Source organism: Streptosporangium sp. LJ11, from assembly GCF_051918945.1.
In the GTDB taxonomy this organism is placed as follows: Bacteria; Actinomycetota; Actinomycetes; order Streptosporangiales; family Streptosporangiaceae; genus Streptosporangium.
Map to the genome: position 1 here is coordinate 170,880 of NZ_JBPXMB010000001.1, position 16,790 is coordinate 187,669.

General features: G+C 72.0%; 14 protein-coding genes. 11 read left to right on the forward strand and 3 right to left on the reverse strand.

Annotation, left to right across the window (positions count from 1 at the left end; all coding sequences use genetic code 11):
• Nucleotides 1–214 precede the first annotated feature (214 nt).
• Entirely contained in the window at nt 215–1,399 is a 1,185-nt protein-coding gene (locus ACTOQ3_RS00870) for a glycosyltransferase family 4 protein (protein ID WP_440081399.1), read from the reverse strand.
• 102 nt (nt 1,400–1,501) lie between these two features.
• On the opposite strand from ACTOQ3_RS00870, the gene ACTOQ3_RS00875 reads away from it, so the two are divergent.
• Genes ACTOQ3_RS00875 through ACTOQ3_RS00885 form a run of 3 tightly spaced genes read left to right on the forward strand, consistent with a single transcriptional unit; the run spans nt 1,502 to nt 6,834 of the window.
• Nucleotides 1,502–2,293, forward strand: a complete 792-nt coding sequence (locus tag ACTOQ3_RS00875; protein ID WP_440081400.1) for a PIG-L deacetylase family protein — start codon at nt 1,502–1,504, stop codon at nt 2,291–2,293.
• Between the two features lie 54 nt (nt 2,294–2,347).
• A complete protein-coding gene (locus ACTOQ3_RS00880) occupies nt 2,348–3,409 on the forward strand; it encodes a lysylphosphatidylglycerol synthase transmembrane domain-containing protein (RefSeq protein ID WP_440081401.1) in 1,062 nt (353 codons plus the stop codon).
• A 53-nt stretch (nt 3,410–3,462) separates the two neighbouring features.
• Nucleotides 3,463–6,834 carry a BTAD domain-containing putative transcriptional regulator gene (locus ACTOQ3_RS00885; protein ID WP_440081402.1) on the forward strand — a complete coding sequence of 1,124 codons (3,372 nt, stop codon included), beginning with the start codon at nt 3,463–3,465 and terminating at the stop codon, nt 6,832–6,834.
• Between the two features lie 139 nt (nt 6,835–6,973).
• Here the strand turns inward: ACTOQ3_RS00885 and ACTOQ3_RS00890 are convergent, their stop codons facing one another.
• Nucleotides 6,974–7,555: a hypothetical protein gene (locus ACTOQ3_RS00890; RefSeq protein WP_440081403.1), complete on the reverse strand. Its 582-nt coding sequence runs from the start codon at nt 7,553–7,555 to the stop codon at nt 6,974–6,976.
• 160 nt (nt 7,556–7,715) lie between these two features.
• Between ACTOQ3_RS00890 and ACTOQ3_RS00895 the strand changes: the two genes are divergently transcribed.
• The 7 genes from ACTOQ3_RS00895 to ACTOQ3_RS00925 all read left to right on the forward strand — a co-directional run bounded on the left by ACTOQ3_RS00895 (nt 7,716) and on the right by ACTOQ3_RS00925 (nt 15,338).
• The gene (locus ACTOQ3_RS00895) at nt 7,716–8,258 is read left to right on the forward strand and encodes a DedA family protein (RefSeq protein WP_440081404.1); all 543 of its coding nucleotides are present in this window, start codon (nt 7,716–7,718) and stop codon (nt 8,256–8,258) included.
• A gap of 216 nt (nt 8,259–8,474) precedes the next feature.
• A complete protein-coding gene (locus tag ACTOQ3_RS00900; RefSeq protein WP_440081405.1) occupies nt 8,475–9,500 on the forward strand; it encodes a D-alanyl-D-alanine carboxypeptidase family protein in 1,026 nt (341 codons plus the stop codon).
• A 127-nt stretch (nt 9,501–9,627) separates the two neighbouring features.
• The gene (locus tag ACTOQ3_RS00905) at nt 9,628–10,275 is read left to right on the forward strand and encodes a GntR family transcriptional regulator (RefSeq protein ID WP_440081406.1); all 648 of its coding nucleotides are present in this window, start codon (nt 9,628–9,630) and stop codon (nt 10,273–10,275) included.
• 241 nt (nt 10,276–10,516) lie between these two features.
• Nucleotides 10,517–11,197, forward strand: coding sequence for a cysteine hydrolase family protein (locus ACTOQ3_RS00910; protein ID WP_440065790.1), 681 nt, complete (start codon nt 10,517–10,519; stop codon nt 11,195–11,197).
• 3 nt (nt 11,198–11,200) lie between these two features.
• Entirely contained in the window at nt 11,201–12,817 is a 1,617-nt protein-coding gene (locus tag ACTOQ3_RS00915; protein ID WP_440081407.1) for a hypothetical protein, read from the forward strand.
• A 129-nt stretch (nt 12,818–12,946) separates the two neighbouring features.
• Complete coding sequence (gene atzF / locus ACTOQ3_RS00920) at nt 12,947–14,815, forward strand: allophanate hydrolase (protein ID WP_440081408.1); 1,869 nt, start codon at nt 12,947–12,949, stop codon at nt 14,813–14,815.
• A 121-nt stretch (nt 14,816–14,936) separates the two neighbouring features.
• Entirely contained in the window at nt 14,937–15,338 is a 402-nt protein-coding gene (locus ACTOQ3_RS00925; protein ID WP_440081409.1) for a RidA family protein, read from the forward strand.
• Here ACTOQ3_RS00925 and ACTOQ3_RS00930 read toward each other — a convergent pair.
• The gene (locus tag ACTOQ3_RS00930; RefSeq protein ID WP_440081410.1) at nt 15,328–15,582 is read right to left on the reverse strand and encodes a hypothetical protein; all 255 of its coding nucleotides are present in this window, start codon (nt 15,580–15,582) and stop codon (nt 15,328–15,330) included. The genes ACTOQ3_RS00925 and ACTOQ3_RS00930 overlap by 11 nt on opposite strands.
• Before the next feature lie 316 nt (nt 15,583–15,898).
• Between ACTOQ3_RS00930 and ACTOQ3_RS00935 the strand changes: the two genes are divergently transcribed.
• Nucleotides 15,899–16,645 (forward strand): phospholipase, encoded by a 747-nt coding sequence (locus ACTOQ3_RS00935; RefSeq protein ID WP_440081411.1) that lies wholly within the window; start codon nt 15,899–15,901, stop codon nt 16,643–16,645.
• Nucleotides 16,646–16,790 lie beyond the last annotated feature (145 nt).

Below are 16,790 nucleotides of genomic sequence, written 5' to 3' on the forward strand. Positions count from 1 at the left end.
GGGCAGTGCGGTGCGGCGGCCGTACCGACCATCTCCATCGGGTTCCATCGGGTTCCATCGGGTTCCATCGAGGCCCCTGCCGCCGCGCGGCAGGGGCCTCGCACGTTTCCCCGCCTCAGCCCCGCCTCACCCGGCCCACCCGGCCCACCCAGCCCGCCCGGCTCCGCCCCGGCCCACGCGACCGCCGGACCTCGCCCGCGCGAGGCGGGGCACGTCAGGTCCTGGCGGCGCGGGCCTGCTCGTAGCAGCGCTCGAAGCCCTCGAGCACCGCGGGCCAGGAGCTGCGGGCGGGTTCGGTCTCCCGGTTGTTCGCCGCGATCGACTCGCGCAGCTCGCGGTCGCGGACCAGCCTGGCCACTGACGCGACCAGGTCGTCGAAGCTCCTCCCGAGCAGCCCTTCCTTGCCGGGCCGCACGAAGTCGGCCACCCCGCTCTGCGCGCGTGCCACCACCGGCACCCCCGCGGCCCTGGCCTCCAGCGCCGCCAGCCCGAAGGACTCGCGGGGCGCTGGGGCGACGAACACGTCCGTCGAGGCGAGCAGCTCCCGGATCTGGTCGCGGCTGTAGCGGCCGGGGAGCGAGACCCAGCCGGTCATGCCGTTGGCCCTCAGATAGCGCTCCATCTGCGACCGGGCCGGACCGTCCCCGACGACGGTCGCCCGCATCGGCGTCTCCCCCGGCACCTGGGCACGGGCCTCCCGCAGGAGCTTCAGCAACCGGACCGGCTGCTTGCGGGGCGCGAGCCGCCCCACCGCGACGACGTGCACCGGCTCGGGCCGTACCGGACCGCCCTCCGGCTCGGGCGGCGAGGGATCCCCGCCCGGCCCGGGGCGTACGTGATCGGCCGGAGACGGCGCAGGAGACGCGGGAAGGGGCGCGGAGCGCCAGCCGGAGACGTCCAGGCCGTTGGAGACCACGTGCACCGGCACGCCGGCCCCGGCCACCGCGCGGATCGGCAGCGCGGCGGCCTCGCTCACCGCGGTGCCCACCAGCCCCCAGCGGTGCCACCCGAACAGCAGCCGCAGTCCCCGGTAGACCGCCCGCGTGACCGGGTCCCACATGCTGTGCACGGTGACGACCACGGGCAGGCCCGCGCGGGTCGCCGCCCGCACGCCCATCCAGGCGAACGGCGAGACCGCGCCCGTGTGCACGTGCACCACGTCGGGGCGCCGCGCTCTCACCAGACGGAGCAGGTGTCCCGTCCCGAACGGATGGACCGGCAGGTCGAAGGGTAGTCTCGCGACGATCCTGTGCACCCCGGGAAGGCTCTCCCCCGGGGTGGCGGTCGCCACCTCGACCTGGTGACCCGCCTCCCGCTGCATCCGGATCAGATCGGCGACCTGCACCTCGATCCCGCCGAGACGCGGCAGATAACAGTCACTGATGTGGAGGATCCTCACCGTGCCAGCGTAGACCCGCGTGAGATCATGCCTGCGTGCCCCGCGTGGGCGCGTCCGAGTCGCGCGAACGGAGTGAGCCTGATCAGCAGTGTCAAGACAGCAGTGTTCTTTCATGCCCATCCCGACGACGAGGCCCTGCTCACCGCGGGCACCATGGCGATGCTCGCCGCCGAGGGCCACCGGGTGGTGCTCGTCGTGGCGACCTCGGGAGAGCGGGGCCAGGCCGACCTCGAACCCGGTGAGGCGCTGGGCGCCGCCCGCATGGCCGAGCTGTACAAATCGGCGGCGGCACTCGGCTGCGCCCGCGTGGTGAACCTCGGCTACGGCGACTCCGGGCTCGCGCCCGGCGGCGGGGTCGCCGACGACCGGCCCGACGACGCCTTCATCGACGCCGACGCCGAGGAGGCCGCCCGGCGGCTGGCCGCCATCCTCACCGAGGAGAAGGCCGACCTGCTGACGACCTACGACCCGGCGGGCGGCTACGGCCATCCCGACCACGTCCAGGTGCACCGGGTCGGCGGCCGGGCGGCCGAGATCGCGAGGACCCCGATCGTGCTGGAGGCCACCGTCAACCGCGATCCCCTGCTGCGGGGGCTGCGGCTCGCCAGGAGGTTCTACCCGCAGCTCGACATCCGGGCCTTCGAGCGGGCGTACTCCCCCGGCGAGGTGATCACCCACCGGGTCGCGGTGCGGCGCTTCGCCCGCCAGAAGCGGGCGAGCATGGCCGCCCACGCCTCCCAGGCCACCGGGGCCGACACCCGCACGCTCGGGGTCATGCTCAAGATCCCCCAGCCTCTGTACCGTCTCGTCTTCGGCACCGAGTGGTACGTCCGCAGGGACGCCCCTCTAGGCTCCCGGCTGAGGCACCCCTTCGAAGTTCCTCCGAAAGGATGAGGTGGGGACCGGCAGACTTGGCCGGGGGTGCCGGATGAAGAGCGGGCGTGTCACATGAAGAGCAGATTGCTCCAGGTCGGGCTGTCGGTCGTGTCGCTGGCACTCGCCGCCACGCTCGTGTTCTTCATGCCCCAGGTCGTGGCGGCCCTGACGGGCAAGCACGTCTCCTGGGCGCAGATCGGCGCGCAGTTCGCCGCGCTGGGGCCCCGGGAGGTCGCGCTGATGGCCGCCGTCTGGCTGCTCAGCCTCCTCGCCTACACCTTCGTGCTGACCGCCTCCCTTCCCGGGCTGACCCACCTGCAGGCCCTGACGCTGAACGCGAGCGGCAGCGCGGTGAGCAACCTGCTCCCCTTCGGCGGCGCGGCCGGGGTGGCGATGACGTTCGCGATGACCAGGGGGTGGGGTTTTCCCACCCGGCCGGTGGTGGTCTCCACGCTGACCACCGGCATCTGGAACACCCTGTTCCGCTTCCTGCTGCCCGCGGCGGGCATCGTGGCCCTGCTGTTCAGCGGGCAGCCGCTCAGCCCCTCGGTGACCAGGGCGGGCTGGGTCGGCGTGCTGTCCATCCTGGCGCTGGTCGCCGTGGTGACCGTCGCCCTCTACTGGGACCGCGCCGCGAACGTGCTGGGCCGCGGCCTCGACGCCCTGACCCGGCTGCTGCCCGGCCGGATCCGTCCCGGCGAGCACGCCGCCTCCGGGGCGCTGGTCAGGCTGCGGGCCGACACCTCCGAGATCGTGCGGAGCCGCTGGGCCGGGCTGACGCTGGGCATGGTCTTCTTCCTCGGCTTCCAGTGGCTGATCCTCGTCGTCTGCCTGCACGCGACCGGCGCCTACCCCGGCCTGGCGCAGTCGATCGCCGCCTTCGCCCTGTCCAGGGTCTTGACCACCGCTTTGGTGACTCCCAGCGGTACCGGAATAATGGAGGCCGGAACCATCGGCGCGCTGGTCTTCTTCGGCGCTCCGCTGGACTCCGCCACCGCCGCCGCCCTGCTTTTCGGGTTCTGGACCTACACTGTCGAAATCCCCTTCGGCGGGCTGGCGCTGGGGGTGTGGACGTTCCTGCGCAGGCGCGAGAACGCCACTCCGGCCCCTGAAAAGGAGTCGATCAGCCGCTAGATTGGGAAATACCTTGTATGCGATTGGAAGGCCCACATAGCGTGGCGGCTGACATGGTGGCTTTCCGAGTTCTCGGCCCGGTCGAGGCGTATTCCGGTGAGGACGAGCTCGACCTGGGCGGGCTTCGTCAACGTGCGGTCCTGGCACGCCTGCTCGTCGCGCGCGGGCAGGTCGTTCCCGTCGACTCCCTGCTGTACGACCTGTGGGACGACGACGCGGCCAAGGGTGCCCAATCGGGTCTTCAGGTCTACATCTCCCGGCTGCGCAGGGTGCTGGAGCCGGGCCGTCCGCGCGGGGGCCCCAACCGGCTGCTGGTGACCGTGGCCTCGGGCTACGCGCTGCGCGCCGCTCCCGACCAGGTCGACGCGCTCCGCTTCGAGACGCTGGTCCGTACCGCCGGAGAGCACCTGGAGGGCGACGACCCCGCCTCCGCGCGGGCCCGCCTGGAGAAGGCCCTGGGCCTGTGGCGCGGCACCCCGTACTCCGACTTCGCCGACCAGCCGTGGGCCGAGGCCGAGGTCAACCGGCTCACCGAGCTGCGCCTGGTGGCCCGCGAGCGGCACGCCGACAGCGGCCTGCGGATGGGTCTGCCCGCCGAGTCGGTGCCCGACCTGGAGGCGCTGACCACCGAGCACCCGCTCCGCGAGGAGGGCTGGCGGCTGCTCGCCCTGGGCCTGTACCGCTGCGGGCGGCAGGGCGACGCGCTGGCGGCGCTGCGCCGGGCGCGCACGATCCTCTCCGACGAGCTGGGCATCGACCCGGGCCCGGCGCTGCGCAAGCTGGAGTCCGACATCCTGTCCCAGGATCCCGGCCTGCAACTCGCCACCCCGCCGCCGGGCAGGCAGCGCCAGCAGGTGGCCGCGGAGACCTGGCCGCCCAGGCCCACGGTGGCCCAGGTGGAGCTTCCCCCGCTGGAGCCGGAGCCGTTCGTCGGCCGCGACGCCGAGCTCGGCAGGCTGACCACCGCCGCGGCCAGGACCGGCCGGTTCACCGTCGCGATCATCAGCGGCGATGCGGGCGCGGGCAAGACCACCCTGGTCCGCCAGCTCATCAGGCGGCTGTCCGACGACGGATGGGGCATCTCCTCGGGCGCCTGTCCCGACAGCAGCGCCACGCCTCCCGGCTGGGCGTGGGTGGAGATCCTGCGCACCCTGGTGAACGCGGCCGGGCCCGGCGAGTACGCCTCGCTGCTGGCGCCGCTCCTCGACGACGCGGCCCCCGAGCCCGACGACGACCAGGCCTCCGGCGGGTTCCGGCTGCACCGGGCGGTGGGCGGCTACCTCGCCGCCGTCGCCAAGGAGACGCCGATCCTGCTCACCCTGGAGGACCTGCACTGGGCCGACGACCAGACGCTGGCGCTGCTGCGCGCGCTGCCGAGCCTCCTCGCCACCAGCCGGGTGCTGCTGGTGGTGACCTGCCGCGACAGCGAGCTGAGCGACCAGCAGGCCGACGTGCTGGCCGCGCTGGCCAGGCTCGGTCCCGTCCGGGTCGGCCTCACCGGACTCGACACCAAGGCGGTGGCCGAGCTGGTCAGGGCGACCTGCGTGCGCGAGGTCGACGAGGACGCGGTCAACAGCATCGTCGAGCGCACCGGCGGCAACCCCTTCTTCGTCCGTGAGACGGTGCGCCTGCTCGACGCCGAGGCGGTGAGCGACCGCGCGACGGCCGCCGAGGTGATCTCCGGCGTGCCCTCCGGCGTCCGCGACGTGCTGCGCAGGCGGATCTCCCGGCTGCCCGCGACCGCCCAGCAGATCCTGCTGCAGGCCGCGGTGATCGGCCGGGACGTCGACGTGGACGTGCTGGTCGACGTCTCGGGCGACGAGGAGGCCGTGGTCGACGCGGTGGAGGCGGCGCTGCTCGCCGGTCTGGTCACCGAGCCGGGCCCCGGCATGCTGCGCTTCGACCACGACCTGGTCCGCGACACCCTGTACTCCGACGCCTCCCGGCTGCGCCGCTCCCGGCTGCACGCCGCGGTGGCCTCGGTGATCGAGCGCAGGAACCCCGGCGACGTGGCCGCGCTGGCCCACCACTACGACTCGGCGGGCACCAGCGAGACCGCCGGCAAGACGGTGCACTACGCCGGGCTCGCCGCCGAGCAGGCCGAGCGGCGCTTCGCCCACCGCGAGGCGGCCACCCTGTGGGAGCAGGCCATCGCCGCCTTCGACAGGTCGGGCATCACCCACACGCCCGACAGCACCAGGGATCGGCTGCTGCTGACCCTGCGGCTGATCAAGGCGCTGGCGCTCTGCGGCGACATGGCCGCGGCCCGCAGGCGGCGGCGTGAGGCGATGGACGCGGCGCTGCCGCTGGGCAACCTGGAACTCACCGCCCGGGTGGCCGCCTCGCTGGCGGTGCCGCACAAGGGCATGGCCCGCGACTTCACCCGCACCGCCTGGGAGATCGTCGACGTCGCCGAGCAGGCGCTGGTCGAGCTGCCCGCCGGTGAGCAGTCGCTGCGGGCGAGCCTGCTGGCCACGCTCGCGCTGGAGCTGGAGGGGTCGGCCACCCCCCGGGGCGAGCAGGCCTCGCTGGAGGCCGAGGAGCTGGCCCGCCGCTCCGGTGACCCCGCCCTGCTGGCGACCGCGCTGAGCGGGCGGCTGCGCCAGTCGTACGGGATCACCCCGGTGGGCGAGCGCGAGGTCATCGGCAGGGAACTGCTGGAGGTCGGCAAGGCGACCGGGCAGATCTCGGTGCAGGCGCTGGCCCACCTGGTGCTGATGGAGTGCGCGGCCGCCTCGGGCGCGTTCGCCGAGGCCGACGCGCACGTGGCCGCCGCCGAGCGGCTGGCCAGGCAGTACGGCCTGTCCGCGCCGGCCTCGGTGGTCGCCTGGTACGCCGGGCAGCGCCTGATGATCGCCGGTGACTTCGCCGGGGCGGAGCGCGCCTACCGCGAGGCCGCCCGGCTGACCGCCAAGGCCGGGATGCTGGAGGGCCGCCAGGACCTGCCGCTGATCACCACGTTCTGCCTGCACCTGGTGAACGGGCGGGCCGCCGAGATGGTCGAGCCGCTGGCCGAGGCGCACCAGCGCGGGGCCAAGTGGACCCTCGACGCCTACGCGGTGGCCCTCGCCTCGGCGGGCCACCACCGCGACGCCAGGGCCGTCATCGCGGTGAAGACGCCCGTGCGCCCCGACTTCCTCTACGAGCTGGCGATGATCTGGCGGGCCCTGGCGGGCATGCTGCTGGACGACCGGGAGCGGATGATCGAGGCGTACGACACGCTGAAGCCGTTCGCCGACCGGATCGCGGGCGCCGGAACCGGGGTGGTGGCGCTATGGCCGGTCGCCCTGACCCTGGGCGATCTGGCGCTGCGGCTGGGCTTCACCGACGCGGTGAAGCCGCACTACGAGAACGCCCTCGCGGTGGCCGAGCGGGTCGGCGTGGGCCGCTGGGTGGAGGCGGCACAGCGCTCCCTCGGCGGCTGACGCCTCCCGGGCCGGCGCCTCCCCTGGCCGGCCTCTCCTGGGGCGGCGTTTCCCTGGGTCGGCTCCTCCCGGGGTCGGCGCTTCCCGCGGGGGCGTTTCCCAGGGGCAGACGCCAGGGAAGAGGCGCGGAGCGGGCGGATCAGCAGCTGACGAGGAACTTCTTGCTGCGCAGCGGGGCGTCGCCGGAGACCGACAGCACGACGCGGTACCAGCCGGGGTTGTTGACGATCCTGGGCTGCCACTCGACGGTCTGGCTCTCGCCACCGAAGCCGGACCCGGTGCCCAGGTAGGTCTGCCAGCGGCGGGTGCCCGGGCTCCAGCGCTCCAGGCGCCAGCCGTAGGAGACGGTGGCCCGGGGGTCGTCGTTGCCGACGACGCTCCGAACCTGGTACAGCCTGTCGCAGGGACCGAGCGCGTCGAGCACGCTGACGGTGACCGTGCCGGGGGCCGTGACCGTGCCCGCGGCGGGAACCTCGCTCGTGGCGGAGACCCGCTCCGTGGCGGCCGGGACCCGCTCCGTGGCCGGCATCGACCGCGATGACAGCTCCACCGTCCGCACCGGCGCCTGCGCCGCCGCGCCGGCCGGGATCCGGGCCTGGGTGCCGTGGGTGGCCTCCACCCCCAGGTAGGCTCCGGCAAAGGCGAGGGTGGCGACGAGCAGCTTGACGGCACTCGCGGTTCCACTCGCCACCATCGGCGCCACACTGCTACGCGGACTCATGACAGACACCTTCCTTCGTTACATCCCAGGTGTACGCCACGGCTCTTGCTCCGGAGTTGACGTCCGCTTGCAGCCGGGTCGCCGGGAAGGGCACCGGTCCGCCGGTTCAGGTAAGCCCGCCCTAATATCGAGGTAGGCAGGTGGAACGACCGTGGTGGTGATGTTCAGAGTGCGACCTGTTGTGGCGGGCATCCCCGACCCGGCCTCCGCGTCCTTCCTGGGCATGCCCCTGTGGCTCTGGGTGATCGTCGGCGGCGTGGCCCTGTTCGGCGCGTTCCAGGCCTACTACTGGATCGGCCACGTCGTGGGCTCCAGGCTCTACACCTCGCGCCTGGGTGCCAAGATCGGCCAGGAGAACATCACCCGGGTCGAGAACGTCGTCAGGAAGTGGGGCGCGCTCGCCGTCTACGCCTGCTTCTGGGTGCCGGGGCTGCGCCACACGCTGCCCTGGGTGGCCGGGGTGCTGCGGATCTCCTACCCCTGGTACGTCGTGGCCAGCGCGCTCGGCTGCCTGACCTGGGTGCCGGTGACCTCCTTCGGCCTGTACTCGGTGATCTGGGGCTGGCTGGGGCTGGCCGCGCGGTCGCCGCTCCTGGCGGGCCTGGCCGCGCTGGTGGCGGTCGCGGTGGTCGTCGGGTTCGTCCGCTGGCGCCGCCACCGGGCCGCCCGCCGCGAGGCGGAGAGACTGGCCACCGCGGCCTGAGCCGCGGGTCGTGACGGTCGCGCGAATCCGGGCACCGGGCGAGACACCGGCCGGGATCGTACGGCGGCCCCGCGTGTCGCGCGAACCCGGATGTGCCGGGTGAGATCGTTCCCGTGATCGTCCCTTCACGTCCGCACACGGCACCGATGTCAACTTTTCCATAGCCAAACCGCCAACTTCCGCATATCAACGGTGGCCTCTGTCAGCATGGCTCGCATGCATCACGGGGGAACACGCCTCATAGCCCGCGCCGCGCTGGTCACCGCGGTCACCCTGGCCACCGTGTCTCCGGTGCCCGCTCTGGCCTCGCCGTCCTCGGCACCCGCGCCGCCCGGCAGGTCTCCGGCGCACGTCCAGAGCACCGGGGCCATGGCGTCCGCCCTGGTCACCGCGCCGTCCGCGCCCCGCGCGTCCGTCCTCACCACCGCGTCCGGCGCGCTCACCCTCATCTCCGCGCCCGCGGCGGAGCGGCGCGCCGTGCCCTCGGTGCCGGGACGGGCCGCGTACCTGTACGACGCGGGCACGGGAACGGTCCACCTGAGCAGGCAGGCGGGGAAGCGGATGCCGGTGGCCAGCCTGACCAAGGTCATGACGGCGTACGTCGTCCTCAGGGAGGCGAAGCCGGACGACACCGTCACGATCCAGGCGGCGGACGTGCGGCACGCGGCGGCGAACGGCGCGACCCACGCCTCCCTGCGCGCCGGGGAGCGGCTCACCGTCAGGGACCTGCTCTACGCGGTCATGCTCCCCTCGGGGGCGGACGCCTCCCACGCCCTGGCCCGCGTCTACGGTCCCGGCAACGCGAGGTTCGTGGCGAAGATGAACGCCACGGCCCGCTCGATGGGGCTGGTCGACACCCGTTACGCCAACGCCGACGGCCTGCCGAAGCCGGCTCCCGGCCACTCCACCGCGCTGGACCAGGCGAAGCTGGCCGACCTCGCGCTGCGCGACCCGCTGCTGCGGATCATCGCGTCCACCAGGCGCCACGTCGTGGCGAAGTCCAAGGTGCACCGGGCGCACTCCTGGACCAACTCCAACAAGCTGCTCGGCAAGACACCCGGGGTCATGGGCCTGAAGACCGGTTACACCAGCGCCGCCGGATACTGCCTGTCCTTCGCCGCCGACCGCGACGGCCACCGGCTCGTGGGCGTCATCCTCGGCGAGTCCAACGCCGACCGGCGCTTCCAGAGCGCGACGCGGCTCCTCGACTGGGCGAGCGAGCAGACCCCGCCGGACCTCTGAGAACGGCGGAAGGGGCGCGCTCCCGGCGAGCGCGCGGGCCGTCCCCCGGCCGCGCCGCCATCCCGCGCGCGGAAATCCTGCCGAACTCTGAGAGAGTTTGTTCCACACGTCGAGAGGAGATGGACGGGTGGAACCCGATGGGGAGCTGAAACACCCCAGCCTGGTCGAGCTTTCGATGCGGCGGCTCCGTCACGAGATCCTCTCCGGTGCCCTCGCGCCGGGCGAGCGGCTGATCGAGGAGCAGCTCACCCAGAGGTTCGGCATCAGCCGGGCGCCGCTGCGCGAGGCACTTCGGTCGCTCGGGCAGCAGGGGCTGGTGGAGCACCTGCCCCGGCGGGGAGCCCGCGTCACCGAGCTGACCGGGGACGACGTGGACGAGCTGTTCGGGCTGCGCGACGTGCTCGAACGCTACGCGGTCGAGACCGCGCTGCCGCTCTCCGGCGCCCACGGCATGACCGCGCTGGCCGAGGCGCTCGAGGGCATGGCGTCGGCGGTACGGCTGGACGACCCGTTCAGCGAGAACGAGGCGCATCGGCGCTTCCACGTCGCGCTCGTCGCGCTCGCGGGCCACCGCCAGCTGCTGATGGCGTACGAGCCCGTCATCCTGAAGCTGCAGCTCTACATGGCCGCGAACCTGCGCAGGGAGGCCGAGCAGCGGGCTCCGTCCGAGGGGGTGGAGCGGCACCGGCGGCTCTTCGAGGCCATCGCCTCCGGCGACCCGGCCACCGCGCTCGACGCCCTGTCCCGGCACGGGGCGCGCACCTACATCGGATGAACACCTCCGCCGAGGGGCGCGTCCCGGGCCCGACGACCGGCGTCCGCATCCGGATCCCGACCGGGACCTGATCGAGCTCGGCGACCGTCCCGGCCGACGCCCGGCCACCGGGGAGGCGCGCGCCGGGCGGTGCGATCACGCTCCGGTCCGAGCCGCTAACAGAAGCGTAACCGGGCGGGAAAACCACCGACACAATTCTGTCGACAATCGACAAAAGGAGGATCCGAGGAACGGAGTCAACGTGTCCGATCCGCTTCTCGTCGAGGCCGAGCCGTACGCATACGGATTCGATCCGCGACACACAGCGCTGCTGCTCATCGACATGCAACGGGACTTCGTCGAGCCCGGGGGTTTCGGGGAGACCCTGGGCAACGACGTGTCCATGCTGCGGCGGGTCATCCCGCCGCTCCAGGAGGTGCTGGCCGCCACCCGCGCGGCGGGGATGACCGTCATCCACACCCGCGAGGGTCACCTGCCCGACCTGTCCGACTGCCCGCCCGCCAAGCTCGGCCGCGGCGCGCCGTCGCTGCGCATCGGGGACCCCGGCCCCCGGGGACGGATCCTGATCCGCGGCGAGTACGGCCACGACATCATCGACGAACTGGCCCCCGCCGAGGGCGAGCTGGTCGTCGACAAGCCCGGCAAGGGCTCCTTCCACGCCACCGACCTGGACCGGACCCTGCGGGCGGCGGACATCCGCAGCCTGATCGTCACCGGTGTCACCACCGAGGTGTGCGTGCACACCACCGTCCGCGAGGCGAACGACCGGGGTTACGAGTGCCTGGTCCTGTCCGACTGCGTGGGCTCGTACTTCGCCGAGTTCCAGCGGTACGGGCTCGAAATGATCGCCGCCCAGGGCGGCATCTTCGGCTGGGTCGCCCCCTCCGGCGGCTATCTCAAGGCACTCGAAACACGGAGCTGACCGATGACCACGACAACCGGCGCCGTCAAACTCAAGCTCCCCTGGTGGGTCGGCGGGGACACCAACGCCTTCTTCGGCCTCGGCTTCAACGTGATGGTCAACGTGCTGGTGCTGAGCGGCCTCTGCCTCGGGGTCGTCCACCTGCCCGGCTCCGACGTCTTCGGCGTCATCCTCCCGGCGATGGGCATCCAGCTCCTGATCGGCAACGTGTACTACACCTACCTCGCCCGGCGGCTCGCCCGCCGCGAGAACCGCACCGACGTGTGCGCGATGCCGTACGGGCCCAGCGTCCCGCACATGTTCATCGTCGTGTTCGTGATCATGCTGCCGACCTACCTGGCGACCAGGAACCCCCTGCAGGCCTGGGTGGCGGGGCTCGCCTGGTGCTTCATCATCGGCGTCATCGTGCTGATCGGCGCCTTCGTGGGCCCGTACATCCGCCGCTTCACTCCCAGGGCGGCGATGCTCGGCACCCTGGCGGGCATCTCGATCGCCTTCATCTCGATGCGGCCCGCCGCGCAGATGTGGGAGGCGGCCTGGATCGCGCTGCCGGTGCTGGTGATCATCATGGTCGGCTTCTTCACCGACCTGAGGCTGCCGGGCAACATCCCCGTCGGGCTCGCCGCGCTCCTCGCCGGTACCGCGATCGCCTGGATCGGCGGCTACATGAACCCCGCCGACGTGGGCGCCGCCGCCGAGAACATCGCGGTGAGCCTGCCGTCACTGAACATCGACCGCCTGCTCGAAGGGCTCGGCCAGGTCTCGCCGCTGCTGGCCACCGCCATCCCCCTGGGCATCTACAACTTCACCGAGGGCATGAGCAACGTGGAGAGCGCCGCCGCCGCGGGCGACTCGTACAACCTGCGCTCGGTGCTCCTGGCCGACGGCGCGGGCGCGGTGGTCGGCTCGATGCTGGGCTCGCCGTTCCCGCCCGCCGTCTACATCGGCCACCCGGGGTGGAAGTCCGCGGGCGGCCGTACGAGCTACTCGATGGCGAGCGGCGTCGTGATCGCGCTGTTCTGCTTCCTCGGCATGTTCGCGCTGCTCGGCGCGGTGCTGCCGGCGCCCGCGATCGTGCCGATCCTGCTCTACATCGGCCTGCTCATCGGCGCCCAGGCGTTCCAGTCGGTGCCGAAGGCGCACGCGGTGGCCGTGGTGATCGCGATCATTCCCAACATCGCCGCCTGGGCCCAGGGCTACATGGACAACGCGCTCGCCGCCGCGGGGACCAGCGCGCGGGAGGTCGGGTACGACACGATCGCGCAGAGCGGGACGGTCTACGAGGGAACGGCCCTGCTCGGCGGGGGCGCCGTGCTCGCCGGCCTGGTGCTCGGCTCGATCACGGCCTTCGTCATCGACCGGTCGTTCCTGTGGGCCGCCGGGTACGCCTTCGCCGGCGCGGCCCTGGCCTTCGTCGGCCTGATCCACGGTGAACGGGTCGAGTGGAACGCCAACGGCCAGGTCTCCCTGGGTTACCTCTTCGCGGGGCTGATCCTGCTCGCCTTCATATTCCTCAAGCCCAGGCCGTCGGACGAGGCGGCGGTCGCCGCCGACGCACCCGAGCCTGCCGCCGCGAGACCCGTCGCCGCGGGTTCGCCGGCGGCCCCCGCCACCTCGTGAGCGGTGCCCCGCGAACCGGCCGGCACCGGCTCGCGGGGCACGCCGCACGCCGACGACTCCCGCGAACCGGTCCGCGTCCCCGTGCCTCCATGCCGGGCACCGGAAACCACGTACACACAGGAAAGGCACATGCGCCCTCCGCCTGATCCGGACAGCACGCCCCACCCCACCCCGAACAGCACGGACAGCACGCTTCGCCTGGACCTGGAGAGCCTCTCCGGTCTCTACCGCTCCGGGACGGCCCGCCCCTGCGATGTCGCAGGGGAGGTGCTCGCGCGGATCGCGGCGCGGGGTGACGACCACGTGTGGATCACCCTGCGCCCGGCGGCGGACCTGCTCGGCGACGCGGCCGAGCTGGCCCGCCGCTGGCCGGACCCGGACGACCGTCCTCCGCTCTACGGCGTCCCGTTCGCGGTCAAGGACAACGTGGACGTGGCCGGGCTGCCCACCACCGCGGCCTGCCCCGCCTACTCCCACGTCCCGGGACGCGGTGCGCCGCTGGTGGAACGGCTGCTCGCGGCGGGCGCCCTCCTCGTCGGCAAGACCAACCTGGACCAGTTCGCCACCGGGCTGTCGGGCACCCGCAGCCCGTACGGCGCGTGCGAGTCGCCGCTGGTACCGGGCCTGATCTCCGGCGGGTCCAGCTCGGGCTCCGCGGTGGCGGTGGCCGCGGACCTGGTCTCGTTCGCCATCGGCACCGACACCGCCGGGTCGGGCCGGGTGCCCGCCGCGCTCACCGGAACCGTGGGGGTCAAGCCGAGCCGTGGCCTGGTCAGCACGCTCGGCGTGGTGCCCGCGTGCGCGTCGCTGGACTGCCCGAGCGTCTTCACCCGCTCGGCCGCCGACGGCCTCACCGTCCTGTCCGTCATCGCGGCCTTCGAACCCGCCGACCCCTGGTCACGCGCGCTCCCCGTCCCCGGTCCGGTGCCGCCTTCCGCGTACCCCCTGCGAATCGGGGTGCCGCGCGAACCGGAGTTCTTCGGCGACATCGCCGCCGAGGCGGCCTTCGCGGAGGCGGCGGAACGGCTCGCCGGTCTCGGTCACCGGCTCGTCCCCGTCGACCTCGACCCGTTCCTCGCCGCGGGACGGCTGCTGTACGAGGGATCGTGGCTCGCCGAACGGCTCGCCGCGGTCGGCGACTTCGTGGCCCGCAACCCCGGCGAGGTCCACCCGGTCACCCTGAAGGTGCTGTCCGGCGGCGGCGCGCTCAGCGCGGTGGACGCCTTCGAGGGGCTCTACCGCCTGCGCGCGCTGGAGGCGGAGACCCGGCGGGCATGGGCCTCGATGGACGTCCTCGCGGTCCCGACCGTGCCCACCACCTTCACCGTCGCGGAGATGCTCGAGAGCCCGATCGAACGCAACGCGATCCTCGGCCACTACACCACCTTCACCAACCTCCTCGACCTGGCCGGAATCTCCGTACCGGCCGGAACGACGACCACCGGCCGTCCGCACGGCGTCACCTTCCTGGGACCGGCGGGCTCCGACGAACTCCTCGCCGGTCTCGGCGCCACCTTCCACAGCCTGACCGGCGGCCCCGCGGTCCCCGTCCCGGGCACGCGCACACCAGAAGCTCGACCGGCCGCCTCCCTCGCCCACCCCGCCGAAGCGCGGGCGGTGCTCGCCGTGGTCGGCGCGCACCGCTCCGGCCAACCTCTGCACGGCCGGCTCACCTCCCTCGGCGCCACCGGCCTGGGGATCGCCCTGACGGCCCCCCTCTACCGCCTCTACGCCCTGGACGACGGTGACATGCCTCGCCCGGGGCTGGTCCGCTCGACCTCCGGCGGCGCCCAGGTGGAGGTCGAGCTGTACGACCTGAGCACCTCGGCACTCGGCGTCCTGCTGACGCAGACCACCCCGCCCCTCGGCCTCGGCACGATCCGGCTCTCCGACGGACGCGCGGTGCACGGCTTCCTCTGCGAGCCGTACGCCACCGAGCAGGCCCCCGACATCAGTCACCACGGCAGCTGGCCGGACTATCTCCTCTCCCTGCCGTAGTCCCGACGATCCGGCCCCCGGACCGGCGACGGCTCCGGCACGTCCGGGCCCGCGCCCGCCGAGACGCGGGCCCGGGAGACGGACCGTGCGCGAACCGGACCGGGGATCTACGGTTGGCCGTATGACTGAGCGGTTCGCGATCCTGAGCGGTTCGACCTTCGAGGAGCGGATCGGATACGCGCGGGCGGTGGTCGACGGCGACCGGGTGCACGTGTCCGGGACGACCGGCTACGACTACGCGACCATGACGATCTCCGACGACGTGGTCGAGCAGGCCGAGCAGTGCCTGCGCAACATCGAGGAGGCCCTGGCCAGGGCGGGCTGCTCGTTCGCCGACGTCGTCCGGGTGCGGTACATGCTGCCCGACCGCGAGGACTTCGAGCCCTGCTGGCCGGCCCTGCGCCGCCGTTTCGGCGAGGTCCGCCCGGCCGCGACGATGCTCGTGTGCGGCCTCGCCGACCCCCGCATGAAGATCGAGATCGAGGTGGACGCGCGCCGTCCCGCGGCACTGGTCATCGACTGACCAGCGGCAACAGGCGCATGGTCGTCGGCGGTTCCGTCCAGCCTTTGAAGGTCTTCACCAGGAACGCCTCATCCTCCGGACCGGCCCACACGGTCAGTGGCGCCCCCACCGCGAAAGCGACAAGACCGACGACCGTTCCCGTGCTGTCGCCATCAGGCCCGACCCGAAGGCACGCAAGCCAGGCGACAGCGCAGGCGGCGACGGTGAGGACGGTCGCCAGGATGACCCTGCTGCGCAGGCGCACCGCCACCTCCATGGTGAAAAAACCCGATCACCCACCGAAGATGCGACGCGCCAGAGGCAGGCAAGGGTTATTTCGTTCTGCAATCCTCTCATTTTTATAAGAAATCCACACTTCTCACACAAAGAGAATTCTTTTCCGATAAAACCCTTTGTCGCACTCTGTCAAATCAATGCCCCCGCGTCCTTTCCTGCGATATTCTTACACCGGAGGCACGGGAATTCCGGCCGGGTGGCGGAAACGTGGCAGGAATATCGCGCACGATTGAGGTGACAAGGCACGGAGAATAAGAAGTAGGCGACAAGCGAACGTCTCCACCATGCGCGTCGCCGATAAAACCAACGGAGAAAAGATGCCCCATCGCCCTCACCGTGTCCTGCGCACAGCCGGAGCGCTCATCCTTTCCGTCCCCCTCCCGACCGGAACGCATGCCGCGAGCGCGACCACGAGGGCGGGATCCGAGAACGCTCGAACGCTCCGAACGTTCGACGATCTCGAGGAGGCGACGGACCGGCACCCTTTCGAGTACTCCCTGGACGAGTTCGAGGCCGTATGGGACGAGAAGCACAACAGCTCGGGAGACGCTCCCAGATGGACGGCGGACGACTGCTCCAAGTCACCTGACACACCATCGGGGTACAGATTCGACTACGCCTGCCGACGCCACGATTTCGGTTATCGCAATTACCGGATCCAGCACCGTCTCACCGAGGAAAACCGCAAGCGCGTCGACGACAACTTCAGGAAGGACATGTATACGATCTGCGATGAGTACAGGGGCTGGGCCGCGCAGCAGGAATGCCATAGGCTCGCGGACTTCTACCACTACGCCGTCCGCCGTCTTGGGGCACAGCATCCATCGAAGTGCCGGGCCGGGGAAAACCCCAACCTGTGGAATCCCACGCTCATCTCGACGGAAAGATCGGCGCCTCTGCTCGGCAGGACGTTCGAACTACGTTTTCACTCCGGCGCCGACTGCGCGTGGGGGAGGACATCCAATGGATCCCACGGGACTCGGTCTGGGTCGACTGGTCGATCGACGGCGGCGGCACCTGGAAGCAACTGAGTGTGACCAGAATTCCCTACGGGGGGCGTCAGGTGTACACAGTCGCGCACAATCATTCCGGCTACACCATGCGCGCCTGCGGTAAAGCCGGAAACCGGCCCGACATCGCGTGCACAGGGTGGTGGTGAGCGGCGTCATCGAAGCA

Excerpts from the sequence above, each read along its gene's own strand:
- ACTOQ3_RS00895 (WP_440081404.1), top strand. The coding sequence starts at position 7,716 with ATGTTCAGAGTGCGACCTGTTGTGGCGGGCATCCCCGACCCGGCCTCC.
- atzF (WP_440081408.1), top strand. The coding sequence starts at position 12,947 with ATGCGCCCTCCGCCTGATCCGGACAGCACGCCCCACCCCACCCCGAAC.
- ACTOQ3_RS00900 (WP_440081405.1), top strand. The coding sequence starts at position 8,475 with ATGCATCACGGGGGAACACGCCTCATAGCCCGCGCCGCGCTGGTCACC.
- ACTOQ3_RS00925 (WP_440081409.1), top strand. The coding sequence starts at position 14,937 with ATGACTGAGCGGTTCGCGATCCTGAGCGGTTCGACCTTCGAGGAGCGG.
- ACTOQ3_RS00935 (WP_440081411.1), top strand. The coding sequence starts at position 15,899 with ATGCGCGTCGCCGATAAAACCAACGGAGAAAAGATGCCCCATCGCCCT.
- ACTOQ3_RS00880 (WP_440081401.1), top strand. The coding sequence starts at position 2,348 with ATGAAGAGCAGATTGCTCCAGGTCGGGCTGTCGGTCGTGTCGCTGGCA.
- ACTOQ3_RS00885 (WP_440081402.1), top strand. The coding sequence starts at position 3,463 with ATGGTGGCTTTCCGAGTTCTCGGCCCGGTCGAGGCGTATTCCGGTGAG.
- ACTOQ3_RS00890 (WP_440081403.1), bottom strand. The coding sequence starts at position 7,555 with ATGAGTCCGCGTAGCAGTGTGGCGCCGATGGTGGCGAGTGGAACCGCG.
- ACTOQ3_RS00915 (WP_440081407.1), top strand. The coding sequence starts at position 11,201 with ATGACCACGACAACCGGCGCCGTCAAACTCAAGCTCCCCTGGTGGGTC.